The sequence below is a fragment of the Halalkalibacter sp. HAAS-P013 genome, assembly GCF_056619925.1.
This window is the reverse complement of record NZ_JBWQTU010000011.1, coordinates 223,040-243,053: the sequence shown is the minus strand read 5'-3', so window position 1 is coordinate 243,053 and position 20,014 is coordinate 223,040. Positions and strand designations below refer to the sequence as shown.

21 protein-coding genes and 1 riboswitch are annotated in these 20,014 nt (G+C 40.0%); of the genes, 18 read left to right on the top strand and 3 right to left on the bottom strand.

Translation table 11 applies throughout. The annotated features are described in order from the left end of the window. Nucleotides 1-233 (bottom strand): hypothetical protein (locus tag AC1FXP_RS15810; protein WP_480062974.1); only part of this gene is annotated, 233 nt, incomplete at its 3' end. Nucleotides 234-822: 589 nt separating this feature from the next. Here AC1FXP_RS15810 and AC1FXP_RS15805 point away from each other — a divergent pair. The 16 genes from AC1FXP_RS15805 to purD all read left to right on the top strand — a co-directional run bounded on the left by AC1FXP_RS15805 (nt 823) and on the right by purD (nt 16,627). Further along, entirely contained in the window at nt 823-1,380 is a 558-nt protein-coding gene (locus tag AC1FXP_RS15805) for a CBO0543 family protein (RefSeq protein ID WP_480062973.1), read from the top strand. A 224-nt stretch (nt 1,381-1,604) separates the two neighbouring features. Continuing rightward, nucleotides 1,605-2,702, top strand: coding sequence for a type III polyketide synthase (locus tag AC1FXP_RS15800; RefSeq protein WP_480062972.1), 1,098 nt, complete (start codon nt 1,605-1,607; stop codon nt 2,700-2,702). Beyond that, complete coding sequence (locus AC1FXP_RS15795; protein ID WP_480062971.1) at nt 2,702-3,265, top strand: isoprenylcysteine carboxyl methyltransferase family protein; 564 nt, start codon at nt 2,702-2,704, stop codon at nt 3,263-3,265. The genes AC1FXP_RS15800 and AC1FXP_RS15795 overlap by 1 nt, the downstream gene beginning before the upstream one ends. Nucleotides 3,266-3,377: 112 nt before the next feature. Beyond that, nucleotides 3,378-3,587 carry an NETI motif-containing protein gene (locus AC1FXP_RS15790; RefSeq protein ID WP_480062970.1) on the top strand — a complete coding sequence of 70 codons (210 nt, stop codon included), beginning with the start codon at nt 3,378-3,380 and terminating at the stop codon, nt 3,585-3,587. A 76-nt stretch (nt 3,588-3,663) separates the two neighbouring features. After that, a riboswitch (purine riboswitch) is annotated at nt 3,664-3,765 on the top strand. A gap of 146 nt (nt 3,766-3,911) precedes the next feature. Continuing rightward, the gene (purE, locus tag AC1FXP_RS15785) at nt 3,912-4,397 is read left to right on the top strand and encodes a 5-(carboxyamino)imidazole ribonucleotide mutase (RefSeq protein WP_480062969.1); all 486 of its coding nucleotides are present in this window, start codon (nt 3,912-3,914) and stop codon (nt 4,395-4,397) included. Next, nucleotides 4,394-5,527, top strand: coding sequence for a 5-(carboxyamino)imidazole ribonucleotide synthase (purK, locus tag AC1FXP_RS15780; RefSeq protein ID WP_480062968.1), 1,134 nt, complete (start codon nt 4,394-4,396; stop codon nt 5,525-5,527). Before purE ends, purK begins: the two co-directional genes overlap by 4 nt. A 32-nt stretch (nt 5,528-5,559) precedes the next feature. Further along, the gene (gene purB / locus AC1FXP_RS15775) at nt 5,560-6,858 is read left to right on the top strand and encodes an adenylosuccinate lyase (protein WP_480062967.1); all 1,299 of its coding nucleotides are present in this window, start codon (nt 5,560-5,562) and stop codon (nt 6,856-6,858) included. A gap of 69 nt (nt 6,859-6,927) precedes the next feature. Next, a complete protein-coding gene (gene purC / locus AC1FXP_RS15770; protein WP_480062966.1) occupies nt 6,928-7,650 on the top strand; it encodes a phosphoribosylaminoimidazolesuccinocarboxamide synthase in 723 nt (240 codons plus the stop codon). Next, entirely contained in the window at nt 7,638-7,889 is a 252-nt protein-coding gene (gene purS, locus AC1FXP_RS15765) for a phosphoribosylformylglycinamidine synthase subunit PurS (protein WP_034633516.1), read from the top strand. The genes purC and purS overlap by 13 nt, the downstream gene beginning before the upstream one ends. Continuing rightward, on the top strand, nt 7,886-8,569 hold the full coding sequence (gene purQ, locus AC1FXP_RS15760; RefSeq protein WP_480062965.1) for a phosphoribosylformylglycinamidine synthase subunit PurQ: 684 nt from the start codon (nt 7,886-7,888) through the stop codon (nt 8,567-8,569). Before purS ends, purQ begins: the two co-directional genes overlap by 4 nt. Next, nucleotides 8,553-10,778, top strand: a complete 2,226-nt coding sequence (gene purL / locus AC1FXP_RS15755) for a phosphoribosylformylglycinamidine synthase subunit PurL (protein ID WP_480062964.1) — start codon at nt 8,553-8,555, stop codon at nt 10,776-10,778. Before purQ ends, purL begins: the two co-directional genes overlap by 17 nt. Continuing rightward, entirely contained in the window at nt 10,754-12,166 is a 1,413-nt protein-coding gene (gene purF, locus AC1FXP_RS15750; RefSeq protein ID WP_480062963.1) for an amidophosphoribosyltransferase, read from the top strand. The genes purL and purF overlap by 25 nt, the downstream gene beginning before the upstream one ends. Before the next feature lie 19 nt (nt 12,167-12,185). Further along, complete coding sequence (gene purM / locus AC1FXP_RS15745; protein ID WP_480062962.1) at nt 12,186-13,220, top strand: phosphoribosylformylglycinamidine cyclo-ligase; 1,035 nt, start codon at nt 12,186-12,188, stop codon at nt 13,218-13,220. After that, nucleotides 13,220-13,801, top strand: coding sequence for a phosphoribosylglycinamide formyltransferase (purN, locus tag AC1FXP_RS15740; protein WP_480062961.1), 582 nt, complete (start codon nt 13,220-13,222; stop codon nt 13,799-13,801). The genes purM and purN overlap by 1 nt, the downstream gene beginning before the upstream one ends. 3 nt (nt 13,802-13,804) lie before the next feature. Beyond that, nucleotides 13,805-15,343, top strand: a complete 1,539-nt coding sequence (purH, locus tag AC1FXP_RS15735) for a bifunctional phosphoribosylaminoimidazolecarboxamide formyltransferase/IMP cyclohydrolase (protein WP_480062960.1) — start codon at nt 13,805-13,807, stop codon at nt 15,341-15,343. Nucleotides 15,344-15,355: 12 nt separating this feature from the next. Further along, entirely contained in the window at nt 15,356-16,627 is a 1,272-nt protein-coding gene (purD, locus tag AC1FXP_RS15730; RefSeq protein WP_480062959.1) for a phosphoribosylamine--glycine ligase, read from the top strand. Here purD and AC1FXP_RS15725 read toward each other — a convergent pair. Both AC1FXP_RS15725 and AC1FXP_RS15720 read right to left on the bottom strand, forming a co-directional pair. Further along, the gene (locus AC1FXP_RS15725; RefSeq protein WP_338035491.1) at nt 16,602-16,712 is read right to left on the bottom strand and encodes an EYxxD motif small membrane protein; all 111 of its coding nucleotides are present in this window, start codon (nt 16,710-16,712) and stop codon (nt 16,602-16,604) included. The genes purD and AC1FXP_RS15725 overlap by 26 nt on opposite strands. Nucleotides 16,713-16,797: 85 nt before the next feature. Next, nucleotides 16,798-17,037 (bottom strand): YgaP family membrane protein, encoded by a 240-nt coding sequence (locus AC1FXP_RS15720; protein WP_480062958.1) that lies wholly within the window; start codon nt 17,035-17,037, stop codon nt 16,798-16,800. Nucleotides 17,038-17,172: 135 nt separating this feature from the next. Between AC1FXP_RS15720 and AC1FXP_RS15715 the strand changes: the two genes are divergently transcribed. Further along, nucleotides 17,173-18,912 (top strand): adenine deaminase C-terminal domain-containing protein, encoded by a 1,740-nt coding sequence (locus AC1FXP_RS15715; protein WP_480062957.1) that lies wholly within the window; start codon nt 17,173-17,175, stop codon nt 18,910-18,912. Between the two features lie 58 nt (nt 18,913-18,970). Next, a complete protein-coding gene (locus AC1FXP_RS15710) occupies nt 18,971-20,005 on the top strand; it encodes a DUF3048 domain-containing protein (RefSeq protein WP_480062956.1) in 1,035 nt (344 codons plus the stop codon). Nucleotides 20,006-20,014 lie beyond the last annotated feature (9 nt).

Sequence of the window (20,014 nt, the reverse complement as noted above, 5' to 3'; positions counted from 1 at the left end):
TGAGACGAACCCTTTCTCTTCGTAATACAACGTGAATTACTTCTAAGAATAACTCCATGAATAATCATCCCCGTAGAAGAGAAAGGGTGAGCCAGGACGTTGCCAGGCGGGAACGCACCGCATAGAAATAGGAGAGACGGACATACGCAGCATAATAGTAGAGCGCCAGAAGGAGCAACATCTTCATTGAATAAGCCGATGGTTACATCGTGAAAAGACATCTTAAAAAACATCATGTCCCCCTGTGAGACGAACTTCTTTTTTTTGTAAGCTTCACAGAGTGCTTCTAAGAAAAGCATCGTGCCTTCCTTGTAGAAGAAAAGAAGTGAGTCCGAGCTGTTTCTCTTCGTAGCGCAACGTGAATTACTTCTAAGAACAACTCCATGAATAACCCTCCCCGTAGAAGAGAAATAGCGAGCCAGGACGTTGCCAAGCAGAGGGTGCTCCAACTTAGAGATGATTGATTGTTATTGTCTAGAAAAAGAGGACACATAAACAGAAATAACACTCCGACAGAAAATCAAAGAGAACCGACAGTAAATGCACTACTTTGGACAGTAAATCCTCCACTTTCGACAGAATATCCCTCAAAGTAGGACAGTAAGGCGTTATGTGCCTCACTTTTTCAACACTAAATAGGCGTAGTACTTCACCAAACAAAATCCACAATAGAAATGCGGGCTTAAAAAATGAAAAAATCCCCTCTGTACAATAAATCTCTGCATTGAACAGTTGATTCGACCTCTTAAGATGTAATCCCACCGTATATTCCTAGTTACAATGACAAAATTTAAGAATAACTATGAATAAAGTTGGGAAGCTATGATGAACAAAGAGCAAGTAATCACATTAATTGACGAAAATACAAACCAAATAGAGCAACTCCTTAACAACAAAATTAATATTTGGCTAGACTATATTTTATTCTCAGGTTTTTGGTGGCTTGGAGTAGCCTTATCCATTGTTCCATGGGTTATTTGGCTTATCTTCAGAAATAAGCAAAGTACAGATCGTTTACTGTACGCAGGTTTTTTTGTTATGGTCACTGCTCTTATTCTTGATATACTAGGATCTCAATTTGGTTTATGGCATTACAGGTATAACGTGATTCCTATAGTGCCTAGTTTTCTTCCTTGGGACATCGCTTTAATGCCTGTAACAATCATGTTCTTTTTACAAGTGAAACCTAAAATAAATCCGTTAATGAAAGCTGTTTTATTTGCTTTAGTCGCATCATATGTTGCTGAACCGTTCTTTACCTGGTTAGAAATATATCAACCAAAAACCTGGCGTTATAGCTACTCAGTCCCCATACAAATCGTCATTTATTTAACTGCACATTTTATAAGTCAGAGAAATCGTTTTTTAAAGTTAGAGTGAGCAAGAAAGAGACTAGATCACGTAACTCACACGATCACTTTCCCTTTTGGTTCCGCTTCAATGTAACGAATCAATCCTCGAAATATTATTAACCCATTTTATTTCATGTATAAAAAAGACCAAGAGGTAAGTTTACACTATCTCTTGGTCTTATCATTATCATGCATGATTAGTCAATATTTGGTGAAGCTAACGGTAAATCATCGCTAAGGCTAGGTGAGTTTATGCCATCGATTCTTTCTGTTAGTACATATAAGCCCCCACACACGTTACACCAACAAACAACTACCGAATTTGCTAGAGAGCTTTTTACAGACAGCTATGAAGATATTGAGCGAATGCTGAATGTGTTTGCGAATGGTCAAATTGAGGAACGTCAATTTGCCGTTCCAATGAGTTGGTTTGAAAGCGAACATTCATTACAAGAAAAGAATGATTTATATATTGAACTCGCAACTTCATTTTGTGTGGAAGCCATTCAGCAGTGTCTTCAGAATCAAGTTTTTTTGAAAAAAGAAATTTCTGAAAAAGATGTAGATGCCATCATTTTAGTGTCAAGTTCGGGTATGTCGACTCCTAGCTTAGATGCAAGAATTATGAATTATCTACCTTTTTCTCCACACACAAAAAGGGTCCCTTTATGGGGGCTTGGGTGTGCGGGGGGAGCAGCGGGAGTAAGTCGAGCTTATGAATATTGCAAGGCATTTCCAACTGAAAATGTGCTAGTGGTTTGTGTAGAGCTCTGTAGCTTAACTTTCCAACGAAATGATCACTCAAAAAGCAATCTAGTCGGAACATCTTTATTTGCAGATGGGGTTGCTTGTGCGCTTGTGGTAGGGGACCAATCTGAAATAAAAAGACAAGCGAGAAAAGAAGTACAGCCGTCTATTCTATCTACGCAATCGACACTAATGCCGCATTCTGAAGATGTAATGGGGTGGGATGTGAAGGATTCGGGCTTGCATGTGGTCTTTTCAAGAGACATTCCAACCATTATAAAAGATTGGTTAGGGCCGAATGTAACCAGTTTTCTAGAAAGAAATCAAATAGAAGTGGATGATATTCGTTCATTTATAGCTCACCCTGGCGGAAAAAAAGTGCTAGAAGCTTACGAAGAAACGTTAAAGTTAGATGAGGCTATGACGAATGTTTCCAAAAGTGTCCTTAGGCAACATGGAAATATGTCGTCGCCAACTGTACTTTATGTGATGGAAAAATTTATGATGCAAGATCATTCTCATGGTGACTATGGTCTTATGGCAGCTTTAGGACCAGGGTTTTGTTCGGAATTAGTACTATTACAATGGAAGGAGCTGCAGTAATGCTTGCTATTTACGTTTTTATTTTGCTTATAGTCGTACAAAGAGTGATTGAAGTAGTCATTGCTAATCGCAATGCTAGATGGATAAAAAGTCAAGGTGGGTATGAAGTCGGGAAAGAACATTATAAACAGATTGTAGCGCTTCATTCTATGTTTTTTGTTTCATTATTAATAGAAGTGTCTGTCATCGATAGAAGTTTTGTTCTCTGGTCAATCGCTCCGTTACTCGTCTTTCTTCTCGCACAAATAGGGCGAGTATGGGCATTATCATCACTAGGAAGGTTTTGGAATACAAGGATTATGGTCTTACCTGGTGCAAAAGTGATAGCGAAAGGTCCGTATCGTTATTTGCGTCACCCTAATTATGTAATTGTTGTAACAGAAATCGCATGTCTCCCATTAATATTTCAAGCTTATTGGACAGCCATTGTCTTTACGATCATCAATGCTTTTGTTCTCTCTGTCCGAATTAAGATGGAGGAAACGGCTCTGGAAGAGGCCACAAATTATCAAGAAGTGTTTGAAAAGCGTAAAAGGTTCATCCCTAGTACTAATGAAGAGTAGAAAGTGCTTTACTTATTCTTTCTATATAAGTAAAGCCTTTTATTTCTTGATGAAGTTTGGATAGGGCGATAAGATGAACAAACAGGTAGTTTAAGGGAATGGAGGCACAATATTGGCTAAAAAAAGAAAAGAACGGTTTGAAGTAGGAGAATCAGAAACGATTGAAGCTTGTCTAGATCGAATGAAAAAAGCAGGTTACCAACCTGTAAAAAGGATAGAAAAGCCTATCTTTAAAGAAGAAAAGGTTAACTCAAATAAGGAATATGTACCGATCCGCCAGCAAATTATTTTTGAAGGGATTTTAGTAGAAGGCGAACAATAAAAAGTCTGACATTTTTAATGTTCGACATTTTGTTGACAGTATTATAGGATGCTTGTAAGATATACCTATAAGAACGAACGAAAAACGAAATACGCCTCATATAATCTTGGAGATATGGTCCATAAGTTTCTACCTGACTACCTTAAATAGTCAGACTATGAGGGAAAGTGGGGGATACTGAGAAGTTATTTTCTCTGTATCGTTAAAAAGCGTGGATGCAGCTTCCTTTCTCTCAAAATGAGTAGATTAAGAAAAGTTGTTTCTGCGCTTTTTTTAATGTCATGATTTAAATAGGATAAAGATAAGTAGTGGAGGAGATCGACGATGAATCCAAAAATTGGTGTCATAATGGGAAGTACTTCTGATTGGGGTACGATGAAAGCTGCATGTGACGTTCTTGATGAGTTAGAAATTGCGTATGAGAAGAAAGTAGTTTCAGCACATCGGACTCCGGATCTTATGTTTCAATATGCGGAGGAAGCAAGAGACAGAGGCTTAAAGGTTATTATTGCCGGTGCAGGTGGGGCGGCACATTTGCCAGGAATGGTTGCAGCGAAGACGACAGTACCTGTCATTGGTGTTCCTGTCCAATCGAAGGCATTACAAGGTCTCGATTCCTTACTATCGATTGTCCAAATGCCAGGCGGAGTTCCTGTTGCCACTGTAGCGATTGGCAAAGCTGGTGCTACGAATGCTGGGTTGCTTGCAGCTCAAATGCTAGGTGTTTACGAGACCCAGGTAGCTGATCGCCTAGAAGCAAGAAGAGAAAAAACAAAGCAAGCTGTATTAGAAAGTAGTGATCAACTATGAGTCGAATCGTTACCCCTGGAGCGACAATAGGGATTATCGGTGGTGGTCAACTTGGGAGAATGATGGCAACTGCTGCTAAGCAAATGGGTTACCGGATTGCTGTTTTAGAGCCAACAGAGGATTCACCGTGCGGACAAGTTGCTGATATAGTGATTGAAGCTGCCTATGATGATGTTACTGGCGCTAAAAAGCTTGCTGAAGTATCTGATATAATTACTTATGAATTTGAAAATATTGATGAACAAACAGCAAATTGGCTGACAGAGCAAGCTGATTTTCCTCAAGGTGCAAAGGTGTTAGGGGTTACTCAGCATCGTTTAAGAGAGAAAGAGGCAATTCAAAATTTAGGGATTCCAGTTGCTCCGTTTCGAGCCATCCATTCGTTAGATGATATAGAAGAGGCAGCAGCAAAGCTTGGCTTCCCAGCTGTGCTAAAAACATGCCGTGGTGGTTATGACGGCAAGGGACAAAGAGTTGTTCATGATGTAGAGCAACTGAAGCAAGGGGTAGAAGAATTACTGAAAAGTGGTGAATGCGTGCTAGAAGCTTGGATTCCTTTTACGCTAGAACTTTCGGTAATCGTTACACGCTCACGAAACGGAGAGACTTCGGTCTTTCCTGTATCGGAAAATGAACATCGAGACAATATTCTCTTCCGCTCTCATGTTCCAGCTCGAATTGATGAGACAGTAAGTGAGCAAGCGAAGGATATGGCCTTAAAGATTGTAACAGGGTTAGACGTCGTTGGAACACTTGCTGTAGAGCTTTTCATGCTTGAGGATGGCAGATTATATACTAATGAACTCGCACCACGTCCACATAATTCGGGGCATTATACGATTGAAGCTTGCAAAACGTCTCAATTTGAACAGCATATAAGAGCCGTGTGTGGCTTGCCACTTGGATCGACTCAGCTTTGGTCTCCGGTTGTAATGGAGAACATCCTAGGTGAAGATTTAGCAGGTGTACTTCAATCCGTTACCAATTTAAACGATGTGAAACTGCATCTTTATGGTAAAAAAGAAGCGAAAGTAAAAAGAAAAATGGGTCACTTGACGGCAACAGCTAACTCAGTAGAGGAAGCATGTGAGAAAATAGAGCGACTGCAACAGGTTAATATCCTTAAGTAATATAATTAGATAAAAGCGGAGGCTGGTTATAGATGATCGAACGTTATACTCGCCCTGAAATGGGAGCTATTTGGACAGAGGAAAACAGATTTCAAGCTTGGTTGGAAGTAGAAATTGTTGCTTGTGAAGCTTGGGCAGAAATTGGAGAAATTCCAAAAGAAGATGTAAAGAAAATTCGCGAAAATGCAAGCTTTGATATTAATCGAATTAACGAAATTGAGCTAGAAACTCGTCATGATGTAGTTGCTTTTACACGTGCCGTTTCTGAAACGTTAGGCGAAGAAAGAAAATGGGTTCATTATGGATTAACGTCAACAGATGTTGTTGATACAGCTCTATCTTATTTATTAAAACAAGCTAATGACATTTTACTTGCTGACATTGAACGCTTTATTGAGATATTAGGAAATAAGGCAAAAGAACATAAATACACAATCATGATGGGACGTACACATGGTGTTCACGCAGAACCAACTACGTTTGGTCTAAAGCTCGCATTATGGTATGAAGAAATGAAGCGTAATTTAGAACGTTTCAAACATGCAGCTGAAGGAGTACGTGTTGGAAAGTTATCTGGAGCTGTTGGTACATTTGCGAATATTGATCCATCAATTGAGGCATTCGTATGTAAAAAACTTGGCCTTGAAGCAGCGCCAATTTCTACTCAAACTCTGCAACGTGACCGTCATGCCGAATACCTAGCAGCTTTAGCGCTTATTGCTACTTCAATTGAAAAGTTTGCTGTTGAAGTTCGTGGTTTGCAAAAGAGTGAAACAAGAGAAGTAGAAGAGTTCTTTGCAAAGGGTCAAAAAGGTTCGTCAGCTATGCCACATAAACGTAACCCAATTGGTTCAGAAAATATGACGGGACTAGCTCGAGTGATTCGCGGCTACATGATGACAGCGTATGAGAATGTTCCATTATGGCATGAGCGTGATATTTCTCATTCATCTGCTGAACGTATCATTCTTCCAGATGCAACGATTGCTCTAAATTACATGTTAAATCGTTTCGGAAACATTGTTAAAAACTTAACTGTATTCCCTGAAAACATGAAACGTAATATGACTCGCACTTATGGGTTAATTTATTCTCAACGTGTTCTACTTTCTTTAATTAACAAAGGGATGGTTCGTGAAGAGGCATATGATTTAGTTCAACCAAAAGCAATGGAAGCTTGGGAAAAAGGCGTCCAATTCCGTGAATTGGTAGAAGCCGAAGAGAAAATTACAAGTGTGTTAACTCCTGATGAAATTGAAGAATGCTTCAACTATGAACACCATATGAAGCACGTAAGTACGATTTTTGCAAGAGTCGGATTAGAAAACTAATAAAGAGAAGAGGGCTTGCCCCTCTTGTATATAAAAAATTCCAATATTTCAGTTTTTGGAGGTTAAATCATGGAAAAAGGCGTTTTGCTATATGAAGGAAAAGCAAAGCAAATCTATCAAACAGCTAATATAGACGAGCTTTGGGTTAGCTATAAAGATGATGCTACTGCATTTAATGGCGAGAAAAAAGAAACACTAACAGGAAAGGCTAGGCTGAATAACGAGATTACTTCTTTAATCTTTTCTTACTTAAATGACAATGGCGTTGACAGCCACTTTATTAAAAGGCTCTCGGAAACAGAACAGCTGGTAAAAAAAGTGGAGATTATTCCACTGGAAGTAGTTGTTCGAAATGTAGTCGCAGGCAGTATGGCAAAGCGTCTTGGAATTGAAGAAGGAACAGCGCTTGAACAGCCAATTGTTGAGTTCTATTACAAAGATGATGCACTTGGAGATCCGCTTGTTACAGAAGATCATATTGCAATTTTAAATGCAGCAACTAGCTCTGATTTAACAATCCTTAAAAAGAAAGCATTAGAAGTAAACAAACATTTGATTAATTTATTCGATAACATGAATGTACGCTTAATTGACTTCAAATTAGAATTTGGCCGTACAAGTGACAATGAGATTTTGCTTGCAGATGAAATTTCACCTGATACTTGTCGACTTTGGGATAAAGATACAAATCAACGTTTTGACAAAGATTTATTTAGAAGAAATTTAGGAAGCTTACAAGAAGGTTACCAAGAAATCTTATCACGCTTAGGAGGCGCATCATGTACAAAGTAAAAGTTTACGTTACGTTAAGAGAAAGTGTTCTAGATCCACAAGGAGGAGCCGTAAAACGTGCTCTTCATACAATGGAGTACAAAGAGGTTGAAGAAGTACGCATCGGTAAATACATGGAGCTTACAGTAAACAGTACTGATAATGTGGAGCAGCGTATCGATGAAATGTGTTCCAAATTACTTGCCAATACAGTGATTGAAGATTATCGTTTTGAAATCGAGGAGGTTGTTCCTTCATGAAATTTGCAGTAATTGTTTTTCCTGGTTCGAACTGTGATTCAGATATGTTTTTTGCGATTCAGGATGCCCTGCAAGAAGAAGTGGCTTATGTTCGCCATGATGAAACATCTTTAGAAGGCTTTGATGGAGTTCTTTTACCAGGTGGATTTTCATACGGTGATTACCTTCGTTCTGGAGCGATTGCTTGTTTCTCACCTATCATGGATGCAGTGAAGAAATTTGCAGAAGAAGGAAAGCCGGTTCTTGGGGTTTGTAACGGATTTCAAATGCTTCTTGAATTAGGACTGCTCCCAGGTGCCATGAAGCGTAACGACGGATTAAAGTTCATTTGTCGTCCGACGGAACTAAAAGTTGCAAACAATGAGACGATGTTTACAACAGGATATAAAAAGGGCGAAGTCATCACGATTCCAGTTGCACATGGTGAAGGTAACTATGAATGTGATGAAAAGACATTAGAGGCGTTAGAAGCAAATAATCAAGTTGTGTTCCGTTATGAACAAGCTATCAACGGATCAAAAGCTGATATTGCAGGTATTACAAACGAACGTGGAAATGTACTTGGAATGATGCCACACCCTGAACGTGCTGTGGAAGCATTACTTGGCGGCGACGATGGTCTGCGTTTATTTCAATCGATCGTAAGAAATTGGAGGGAATCTCATGTCACTACTTCTTGAACCAACAGCTGAGCGTGTAAAAGAGGAGAAGCTTTACCGCGAAATGGGTTTAACAGATGAAGAATTTTCAATGATTGAGGAGATCATTGGTCGAACGCCGAACTGGACAGAGACAGGTCTTTTCTCGGTTATGTGGTCGGAGCATTGCAGTTATAAAAATTCAAAAGTTCTATTGAAAAAGTTTCCGACAGAAGGAGAACGCGTTTTGCAAGGACCTGGTGAGGGTGCTGGTATTATTGATATTGGTGATGAGCAAGCGGTTGTGTTTAAGGTTGAAAGTCATAACCACCCATCAGCAATTGAGCCATACCAAGGGGCTGCAACAGGTGTAGGTGGAATCCTTCGTGACGTATTCTCAATGGGAGCTCGTCCAATTTCACTTTTAAATTCCTTACGTTTTGGTGAATTAACGTCACCACGCGTCCGCTACTTATTTGAGGAAGTGGTTGCAGGAATCGCAGGTTATGGTAACTGTATGGGAGTTCCAACAGTAGGGGGAGAAATTCAGTTTGATCCTTGCTATGAAGGCAATCCACTCGTTAATGCGATGTGCGTTGGTTTAATTGATCATAAAGATATTCAAAAAGGACAAGCAAAAGGTGTCGGCAACACAGTTATGTACGTAGGTGCTAGCACTGGTCGTGACGGGATCCACGGGGCAACATTCGCTTCTGAAGAACTTGGTGAAGATTCAGATGAAAAGCGTCCAGCTGTACAAGTGGGAGATCCTTTCATGGAGAAGCTATTACTTGAAGCATGTTTAGAGTTAATTCAAAATGATGCTCTTGTTGGAATTCAAGATATGGGAGCTGCTGGACTTACATCATCTTCTGCAGAGATGGCAAGTAAAGCTGGATCTGGTATTGAAATGAACTTAGATCTTGTTCCACAACGTGAGCAAGGCATGACACCTTATGAGATGATGCTTTCTGAGTCTCAAGAGCGTATGTTAATCGTTGTGAAAAAAGGCCGCGAGCAAGAAATTAAAGAAATCTTTGATCGTTGGGGATTATTATCTGCTGAAGTAGGTCATGTAACGGATGATAAGCGCCTTCGCCTTCTTCATAAAGGAGAAGTTGTTGCTGATCTTCCAGTTGATGCATTGGCAGAAGAAGCACCAGTTTACCATAAGCCTTCTAGCGTTCCGGCTTACTATGAAACGTTCCAACAGCAAGAAGAAAAGACGCCTGTTGTTGAAGATTATAAAGAAACTCTCCTTAAGCTATTAGCTCAACCTACGATTGCTAGTAAGGAATGGGTATATGATCAATATGATTATATGGTTCAAACAAACACAGTTGTTGAACCAGGTTCAGATGCTGCTGTCGTTCGAATTCGCGGTACAAGAAAAGCACTTGCGATGACAACAGATTGTAACTCTCGCTATTTATACCTTGACCCTGAAGTAGGCGGTCAAATTGCGATTGCTGAAGCGGCACGTAACGTTGTGTGTTCTGGTGGGGTTCCACTTGGATTAACGGACGGTTTGAACTATGGTAGTCCTGATAAGCCTGAAATTTTCTGGCAGCTTGAAAAGTCAACAGACGGAATGAGTGAAGCTTGTCGTGTTCTAGAAACACCAGTCATTGGTGGAAACGTGTCGCTTTACAATGAAACAGCTGGGGTAGCTATTTATCCAACACCAGTTATCGGTATGGTTGGTCTAATTGAGGACATTGATCATATTACGACTCAAAGCTTCAAGCAAGCAGGAGACGTGATATATCTTGTTGGAGAGACAAAACCTGAATTTGGTGGAAGTGAATTACAAAAGCTAGTTGAAGGCGATATTTCAGGAAAATCTCCTACGCTTGATTTAGAGCTAGAAAAAAGACTTCAGAAGCAACTTTTAACAGCGATTCGCTCTGGTCTTGTTGCATCAGCTCATGATGTAGCAGAAGGTGGAGTAGCGGTAGGTCTTGCTGAATGTATGACTTCTGGTGAAGTGGGAGCAACAGTTTCGTTAGCAGGTGAGACGACGGCAGCTTTATTCGCGGAATCACAATCTCGCTTTATCGTAACGATTCCAAGTGAAAAAGCAGAGCAATTTGAACAACTAGTTGCTGCTACAAAAATTGGTGAAGTAACAGATTCAAAATCTCTTGTAATTAAAAATAATGAACAAGGTGTCATTCTTGAAACAACACAGGATGAGATCGTAACGGCTTGGAAAGGAGCCATTCCATGTTTGCTGAAATCAAAGGCTTAAATGAAGAATGTGGTGTGTTTGCCATCTGGGGACATAAAGATGCTGCTCACCTAACTTATTATGGTCTTCATAGTTTACAGCATCGCGGCCAAGAAGGTGCTGGGATTGTTGCAACAGACGGAAAGCAATTAAAAGTTCATAAAGGATTGGGCTTGGTTAACGATGTGTTTAGTCCGAATGATTTTGATCAGCTAAGCGGGCATGCTGCTGTTGGTCACGTTCGTTATGCGACAGCTGGAGGTGGGGGATTTGCCAATGTGCAGCCCTTGCTTTTCCGCTCACAAATGGGAAGCTTGGCAATTGCACATAACGGAAATTTAGTGAATGCCAATAGCATGAAGCATCAATTAGAGAGTCAGGGGAGCATTTTTCAATCCACATCTGATACGGAGGTAGTTGCTCATTTAATTAAGCGCAGTGGCTACAATACATTAGAAGAACAGCTTAGAAATGCATTAGCGATGTTAAAGGGTGCTTATGCTCTCGCTGTTTTAAATGAAAAACAATTAATGGTTGCACTTGATCCAAACGGTCTTCGTCCTTTATCGATTGGTCGACTTGGTGATGCATATGTGATCGCATCAGAGACATGTGCGTTTGATCTGATTGGTGCAAAATATGAGCGCGAGGTAGAGCCAGGTGAGCTTGTCATTATTGATGATAATGGTCTTCGTTCAACTAGATTTTCAGGTTCTGCTACAAGAGCAATCTGTAGTATGGAGTACGTTTATTTCGCACGTCCAGATAGCAATGTTGATGAAATCAATGTTCATACATCTAGAAAGAATCTAGGGAAGCAGTTAGCAATTGAATCTCCTATTGAAGCCGATGTTGTCACAGGGGTACCGGATTCTAGTATTTCTGCGGCAATTGGGTACGCTGAACAAGCTGGAATTCCTTACGAATTAGGTATGATCAAGAATCGTTATGTTGGACGTACGTTTATTCAGCCATCTCAAGAGCTGCGTGAGCAAGGTGTGAAAATGAAGCTTTCTGCTGTGCGAGGCGTTGTAGAAGGAAAACGTGTTGTTATGATTGATGACTCGATTGTACGTGGTACAACAAGTAGACGAATTGTGAATATGTTACGAGAAGCTGGTGCAAAAGAGGTCCATGTGCGAATCAGTTCCCCTCCAATTAAGAATCCATGCTTCTACGGTATTGATACATCTAACTCAGGTGAATTAATTGCTGCGAACCATTCTATCGAAGAAATGCGCGAAATGATGGGAGCAGATTCGTTAGCTTTCTTATCAGTAGAAGGATTAAAAACGGGGATTGGTCGTTCTGATGAAACATCAAACTGCGGTCAGTGTCTAGCGTGCTTTACAGGGGAATATCCAACGGAAATTTATCCAGATACGTTACATCCATACGCAAAGGTTTAGAAGGAAGGGAGCAAGGAGAATGTCAGAAGCTTATAAAAAAGCAGGAGTCAGTCTTGAAGCAGGTTACGAAGCAGTTGAGCGAATGAAGAGTCATGTAAATAGAACAAAACGTTCTGGGGTCATGGGATCACTTGGTGGCTTTGGAGGAATGTTTGATCTATCTACATTAAATCTAAAGGAGCCAGTACTTGTTTCTGGAACTGATGGAGTAGGAACAAAGCTTATGCTTGCCTTCATGCTAGATCGTCACGATACAATTGGTGTCGATGCCGTTGCAATGTGTGTAAACGATATTGTTGTTCAAGGAGCAGAACCACTCTATTTTCTAGATTATATTGCATGTGGCAAAGCGGTTCCTGAACGTTTAGAAGCAATCGTCAAAGGGGTAGCTGATGGCTGCGAACAAGCAGGTTGCGCTCTTGTTGGTGGAGAAACGGCTGAAATGCCTGGGATGTATAGTGAAGATGAATATGATTTAGCGGGTTTTGCTGTTGGTGCTGTTGAAAAGCAGCAAATCATCACTGGGGAGAAAATCAAACCAGGAGATGTTGTCATTGGGCTTTCATCTAGTGGATTGCACAGTAACGGTTTTTCATTAGTTAGAAAAATTTTCCTTCATGATCATTCGTTTTCTTTAGATGACCAAGTCGAGGAACTTGGAAAAACGTTAGGGGAAGAGTTGTTAACTCCAACGAAGATTTATGTTAAACCTTTGCTCGCTTGCTTGAAGAACCATACTGTCCATGGAATGGCACATATCACTGGTGGTGGATTTTATGAAAATATTCCACGTATGTTACCGGCTGGTGTTGGTGTGAGTGTGGATAACGGATCATGGCCGGTTCCTCCTATTTTTAACTTGCTTCAAAAATATGGCGAGTTAACGGAAAAGGAGCTGTTCTCAACATTTAATATGGGGGTTGGAATGGTAGTAGTCGTTCCAGAGGAAGAACATATTCCAGTTCTACGTACACTTGAGGAGAATGGTGAATCCGCATATATTATAGGACGAGTAGAAGAGGGTACAGGTGTTACCATTGGAGGCATTGAGTAATGATGAAAATCGCTATTTTTGCTTCAGGGAGTGGGACGAATGCCGAAGCAATTATTTGTGCTGCTAGGGACAGACTCCTTGATGTCGAAGTTGCTCTCATTGTTACAGATAAACCACAAGCAAAAGTTATTGAAAGAGCGAACCTGCTCAATATTCCCTGTTTCATTGCTGATCCAAAAACGTATGAAACGAAGGCTGCCTATGAACAAGATATCATAATAGAATTGGCTAAAAGGGAAGTCTCATTTGTTGTGTTAGCAGGGTATATGAGGTTAATAGGGCCTACTTTGCTAAACTCCTATGAAGGAAGGATGGTCAATATTCATCCTTCCTTACTTCCTTCTTTTCCTGGCTTAGATGCGATTGGACAAGCTTTTAAAGCAAAGGTGAAGATTACAGGAGTCACTATTCATTACGTCGATGCGGGTATGGATACCGGTGAAATTATTGCACAGGAACCAGTACGAATTGAGGAAGATGACACGGTTGATTCCTTGCAGAAGAAAGTCCAGGCAGTTGAACACGAACTATATCCTAAAACAATTCAAACAATCATAGATCGTACGAAAGAGGTTGGGTAATTGATGAGTAAAAGAAGAGCGTTAGTAAGTGTTTCAAATAAGGAAGGCATTGTTGAGTTTGTCGAAGCTCTTGTCGCAAAAGGCTTTGAAGTAGTTTCTACTGGCGGAACAAAGAAAGCTCTACAAGATGCGGGAGTACCTGTTATTGGTATCTCGGAAGTGACAGGGTTCCCAGAAATTTTAGATGGTCGAGTGAAAACTCTTCATCCGAATATCCATAGTGGTTTGCTTGCTATGAGAGAGCGCGCTGAGCATCAAGAGCAACTAGCTGAACATAATATTTCACCTATTGATTTAGTAGTGGTTAACTTGTATCCATTCAAAGAGACGATTGCAAAGCCAAATTGTACGTTTGCAGATGCGATTGAGAACATCGATATTGGTGGACCTAGTATGCTTCGTGCAGCAGCAAAGAATCATCAGCATGTAACCGTTGTTGTTGATCCGAAAGATTATCCAACAGTAATTGATGAACTTTCTAATGAGCAAGATGTAACGGTCGAAACGAAGCGTCGCTTAGCTGCAAAAGTATATAGACATACAGCAGCTTATGATGCATTAATAGCCGAATATTTAACGGAAGCTGTAGGTGAAGAGGAGCCTGAAACATTTACAGTGACATATGAGCGTAAGCAAGGTTTACGTTATGGAGAGAACCCTCATCAAAAGGCAACATTCTTTAAGAAGCCTTTAGCTGATGAAAGCTCGATTGCTAGTGCGGTTCAACTTCACGGAAAGGAACTTTCATATAACAACATTCATGATGCTGATGCAGCTCTTGCTATTGTAAAAGAGTTTGATGAGCCTGCTGTTGTGGCAGTTAAGCATATGAATCCATGTGGAGTTGGTACAGGGCAGTCCATTGAACAAGCTTATGGGCGTGCATATGAAGCTGATCCTGTTTCAATTTTTGGTGGTATTGTCGCTGCAAACCGTGAAATCGACGAGGCAACTGCAGTAAAAATGAAGGACATTTTCCTTGAGATTATTATCGCTCCTGCTTTTACACAAGAAGCACTTGATGTTTTAACAGCAAAGAAAAATTTACGTCTTTTAACTGTTCCAATGACTAAGCAAGAGCAACCTGAAGCGATGCTGACATCGATTCATGGTGGTCTTTTAGTTCAAGATGAGGATCATTATGGAATCGACGAAGCAACGATTTCAATCCCAACAGATCGCAAGCCAACCGATGCAGAGTGGGAAGCTCTTAAATTAGCATGGAAAGTTGTTAAACATGTGAAGTCAAATGCAATTGTATTAACAAATGGACAAATGACTGTCGGTGTTGGAGCAGGACAAATGAACCGTGTTGGTGCTGCTGATATTGCTATTACGCAAGCTAGTGAGCGAATTGAAGGAGCTGTAATGGGTTCAGATGCCTTTTTCCCAATGGGGGACACTGTAGAGCTTGCCGGTAAAGCAGGTGTAACAGCTATTATTCAACCAGGTGGTTCAATCCGTGACGAAGAATCCATTGAAATGGCTAATAAATACGGAATTGCAATGGTTATGACAGGAGTAAGACACTTTAAACATTAAAGGAGTGTTCAAATGAAAGTTCTTATTATTGGTAGTGGCGGTCGCGAACATGCCATTGCTTGGAAAGTTGCTCAAAGCAATCAGGTTTCAGAAGTGTTTGTCGCACCAGGAAATGATGGAATGATTGATGTGGCGAAACCAGTTCAGATTAATGAAAATGATTTTGACGGACTTATTGCTTTTGCAAAAGAACAAGAAATTGGATTAACGATCGTAGGTCCAGAGGTTCCTTTACTTGGAGGAGTCGTTGACAGGTTCCAAGAAGAAGGATTGCGTATTTTTGGCCCGAAAAAAGAGGCTGCTATGTTAGAGGGTAGTAAATCTTTCGCCAAATCGATTATGAAAAAATACAATATTCCAACTGGCAGCTATGAAACATTCACGAATTATGATGAGGCCGTTGCTTATGTGAAAAAGCAAGGGGCACCAATCGTGATAAAAGCTGATGGATTAGCAGCTGGAAAAGGCGTTGTTGTAGCGATGACGGAAGAGGAAGCTATCAATGCTCTATCTTCCATGTTAAAGGATCTTGTGTTTGGAGAAGCAAGTGCACAAGTTGTGATTGAAGAGTATTTAGAAGGTGAAGAGCTTTCGCTTATGGCATTCGTTCATCATGACACAGTTATCCCTATGGTAGGCGCTCAAGATCATAAGAGAGCGCTTGACGGTGATCAAGGTCCAAATACAGGGGGAATGGGAGCATACTCACCAGTGCCGCAATTTTCTAGTGAGGATGTGGCTGAAGCGGTAGAAAAAGTCCTTCAACCAACAGCCGATGCTTTAATTAAAGAAGGTACTCCATTTACAGGAATATTATACGCTGGATTAATGATGACGTCAGCTGGGCCAAAAGTGATTGAGTTTAATACTCGATTTGGTGACCCGGAAACACAAGTGGTCTTGCCACGTTTAAATTCGGACCTTGTAGAAGTGTATACTTCTTTATTAGATGGAAAAACACCTACATTAGAATGGTCAGAAGATGAAGTTGTTGGAATTGTTTTAGCGAGTGAAGGATATCCTGGGTCCTATAAAAAAGGGACAGTTATTAAAGGATTAGAGGAACTTGATGAAGATATGCTAGTCTTCCATGCTGGTACAAAGAAAGAAGAAGACGAATGGAAGACAAATGGCGGAAGAGTTTTGTTAATTGCAACAAAAAAAGCGTCATTGCTAAAAGCGCAACAACGTGTGTATGATCAAGTGAAGAAAGTAAGTAAAGACGGCTTATTTTATCGTAAAGATATCGCACATAGAGCTATTTCGCGCGTCTCTTCCTCATAAACAAATAAATAAGAGCAACGATACTTCCAATGACCATAATATAAATAAAAAGAGTATCAGTTGCATATTCCTGAATATTAAACATAGAGATTTCCTCCTAAAAAGATTGAATCATAAGCCGTATAAGATCACGTATGATGATCTTATACGGCTTCTTTTTGTGTTACATATTACTCACTCTGACTGTGACTATCATGGTCTTGTATCGTTTCCATTTTCTGCTCTGCCAAGTAAGTTAGAGGACAGAACCTTGTAATCCCTTCCGCGGCTTTCATACTTCCGCATATCGCAGCAATTAGGGGTATGTTGTCGTTTGGTCTCTTAACAAGTTTAGAGGTAGACCAAGCAAGGATAGTGAAACCCATTGTGATTCGACATAATGCATCTACACGCCCGATGTTTGGTTTCATAGACTAGATCCACCTTTCACATGTTTGTCAATCTTCCAATTATTTTTGTTAAAAGATTTAACAATGTAGTGAGTTATTTACCATATTTGTGGTACTATTAAAAAAATAGTAATTGATGAAATGGGTGATGACAGGATGACTGAGAGACTTTACCGCTGGACAAAACAACGCTTACGACAGCAATTAGCTGTAGTAAAAGGAGAAAAATCTCCTTCACTTGTCCTCCGAAATGCAACATATTTAAATTTTGCACGCCGTAAATGGCTTACGGCTAATATATGGATATCCGAAGACCGAATCGTATACGTTGGAAATGAAATGCCAACGACGATAACTGATACAGAGGTTGTTGATTGTGATAACAAATTAGTTGTACCAGGATATATTGAGCACCATGCTCACCCGTTTCAACTTTATAATCCCCATAGCTTCGCTAAGTATGCGTCAGGAAGAGGGACAACAACACTGATTAATGATAATCTTATGTTCTTTTTGCACCTCGAAAAAAAGAAAGCGCTTACTTTGATTGAGGCTCTTGATGAGTTGCCGGCTTCTATGTATTGGTGGTCGCGCTATGATGCACAAACGGAACTTCGGGATGAAGAGCCATTAACGAATTCAAAAATGAAGGAATGGTTAGAGCATCCACTTGTTTTACAAGGGGGAGAATTAACTTCTTGGCCTAAAGTGTTAGAAGGTGATGATTCTACTCTGCACTTAATGCAAGAAACAACAAGACTTCGTAAGCCGATTGAAGGGCATTTGCCAGGTGCCTCAGAGCGAACGTTAGCGCAGATGGCGCTTTTAGGTGTCACGTGTGATCACGAAGCTATGACTGGTGAAGAGGCTGTAAGACGTCTAGACTTAGGATATACAACTTCGTTACGACACTCCTCAATTCGTCCAGATTTACCTAAGCTGCTTAAGGAAATGCAAGAGTTGGGGGTTGATTATTTCGAAAGATGTCTTATGACTACGGACGGCTCTCCACCTGCTTTTTATGAAAAAGGAGTTATGGATCAATTAATTAAAATCGCATTAGATAGTGGATTAGATCCAATTGATGCATATTCAATGGCTAGTTATAACGTGGCAAAATATTACCATATTGATCATAAGCTTGGAATGATTGCTCCAGGAAGGATTGCTCATCTAAATATCCTTGATGATATTAACGATCCATTACCAATCTCTGTTTTAGCAAAAGGGAAATGGATAGTAAGAGACGGAGAACATATTGATCAATTTGGCGATTTTCCTTGGGAAGATTACGGAATAGAACCATTCAAGATTGATTGGGATTTATCAGAAGATGATCTCCATTTTTCGATGGCAATGGGAATTGAAATGGCAAATTCCGTTATTTTGAAACCGTATCAAATCCCGATTGAAAGTACAGAGAAAGTATTAAGTACTGATCATGATGAAAGCTTCTTTGTGATGATTGATAAATATGGAAAATGGCATATTGCTACAATGATTAAAGGATTTGCCACACATGTATCAGGCTTTGCTAGTTCATTTTCCAATACAGGAGACGTAATCCTTATTGGAAAAAATGTTTCAGACATGGTTGCTGCTTTTAATGCTTTAAAAGAGCAAGGTGGAGGAATGACCTTGGTCGAAAATAGGAAAGTTATCGGCCGATTGCAATTAGAAATATTTGGAACGTTATCTACAAAATCAATGGAAGGCGTTATGGAAGATGAAAAGAAATTTGTTACGTTATTACGTGATCTCGGCTACAAGTTTGAGGACCCAATTTATAGCCTGCTATTCTTCTCGTCTACACATCTTCCATATATCCGTGTAACACAAAGAGGAATTTATGATGTGAAAAAGAAAACGGTACTCTTTCCTGCGATTATGCGTTAAACTGAGAAAGGACACTTTTTTAGTTTAATGAGTTAATTGATAAAAAGGTCGTGTAATAATGAAGAAAGCATGGAAATTCCCCCTTTTGTTATCTACGTTTTTAATCGTAGGGGGATGCAGTAGTAATGATCAAATAAATGAAGAGACAGAATCTGTGGAAGAAGTATTTGAGGAAGAGGAGCTAGCTGAAGCTTCTTCCTATACATATCCACTTAGTGGCATGGAAGCAGAGGAAGAGGTTAATCACCGTATCATTAGCGTTTTGATTAACAATGACCCTGCCGCACGTCCACAAACGGGTTTAAGCCAAGCAGATATTGTTTATGAGTTATTAGCTGAAGGGACGGTTACTCGCTTAGTTGCTCTTTATCAGAGTCAATTTCCAAACAACGTTGGTCCTGTTCGAAGTGCTAGAGAGTACCATGTTGATTTAGTTCACGGATTTGATGGCATGCTTGTTGCTCACGGTTATAGTCCTACGGCAAAGAAGCTCCTTAGTGAAGAGAAAGTTGATAATATTAATGGTATTTCCTATGATGGGTCACTTTTTAAGCGCTCCTCTGAGCGAAGGGCTCCTCATAATTCATACATTACGTATGAGGATATGCTACAAGGCTTTGTAAATGAAAAAGGCTATGATATAACGGGAGAAGTTCCAGCCTTACACTTTTATGAAAGTGAAGATATTCACATCGTAGGCAATAAAGCGAGTGAAATTGAAGTGAATTACTTAGGGAAAAATCATATTCAATATGTCTATAACGAAGTCTCAGGGTATTACGAGCGATTTAATGGTGAACTAAAGACTGTTGAATACGAAACAAATAATCCCGTTCTCCTGTCTAATGTCCTTGTCTTAGAAACGGAACATCGTGTATTAGATGATCAAGGACGACGGTCCATCGATTTAACATCAGGTGGAAGAGCGATTCTTTTTCAAAGTGGCATCATGAACGAAGTGTCTTGGGAAAACCGTAATGGACAGCTTATTCCAGTTCAAAATGGTGAACCTGTAAAACTCAAACCAGGTCAAACGTGGATTAATGTAGTGCCGTCAAATCCAGGGGTTGAAGAGGCACTTTCGTATGAATAATGTATTGTT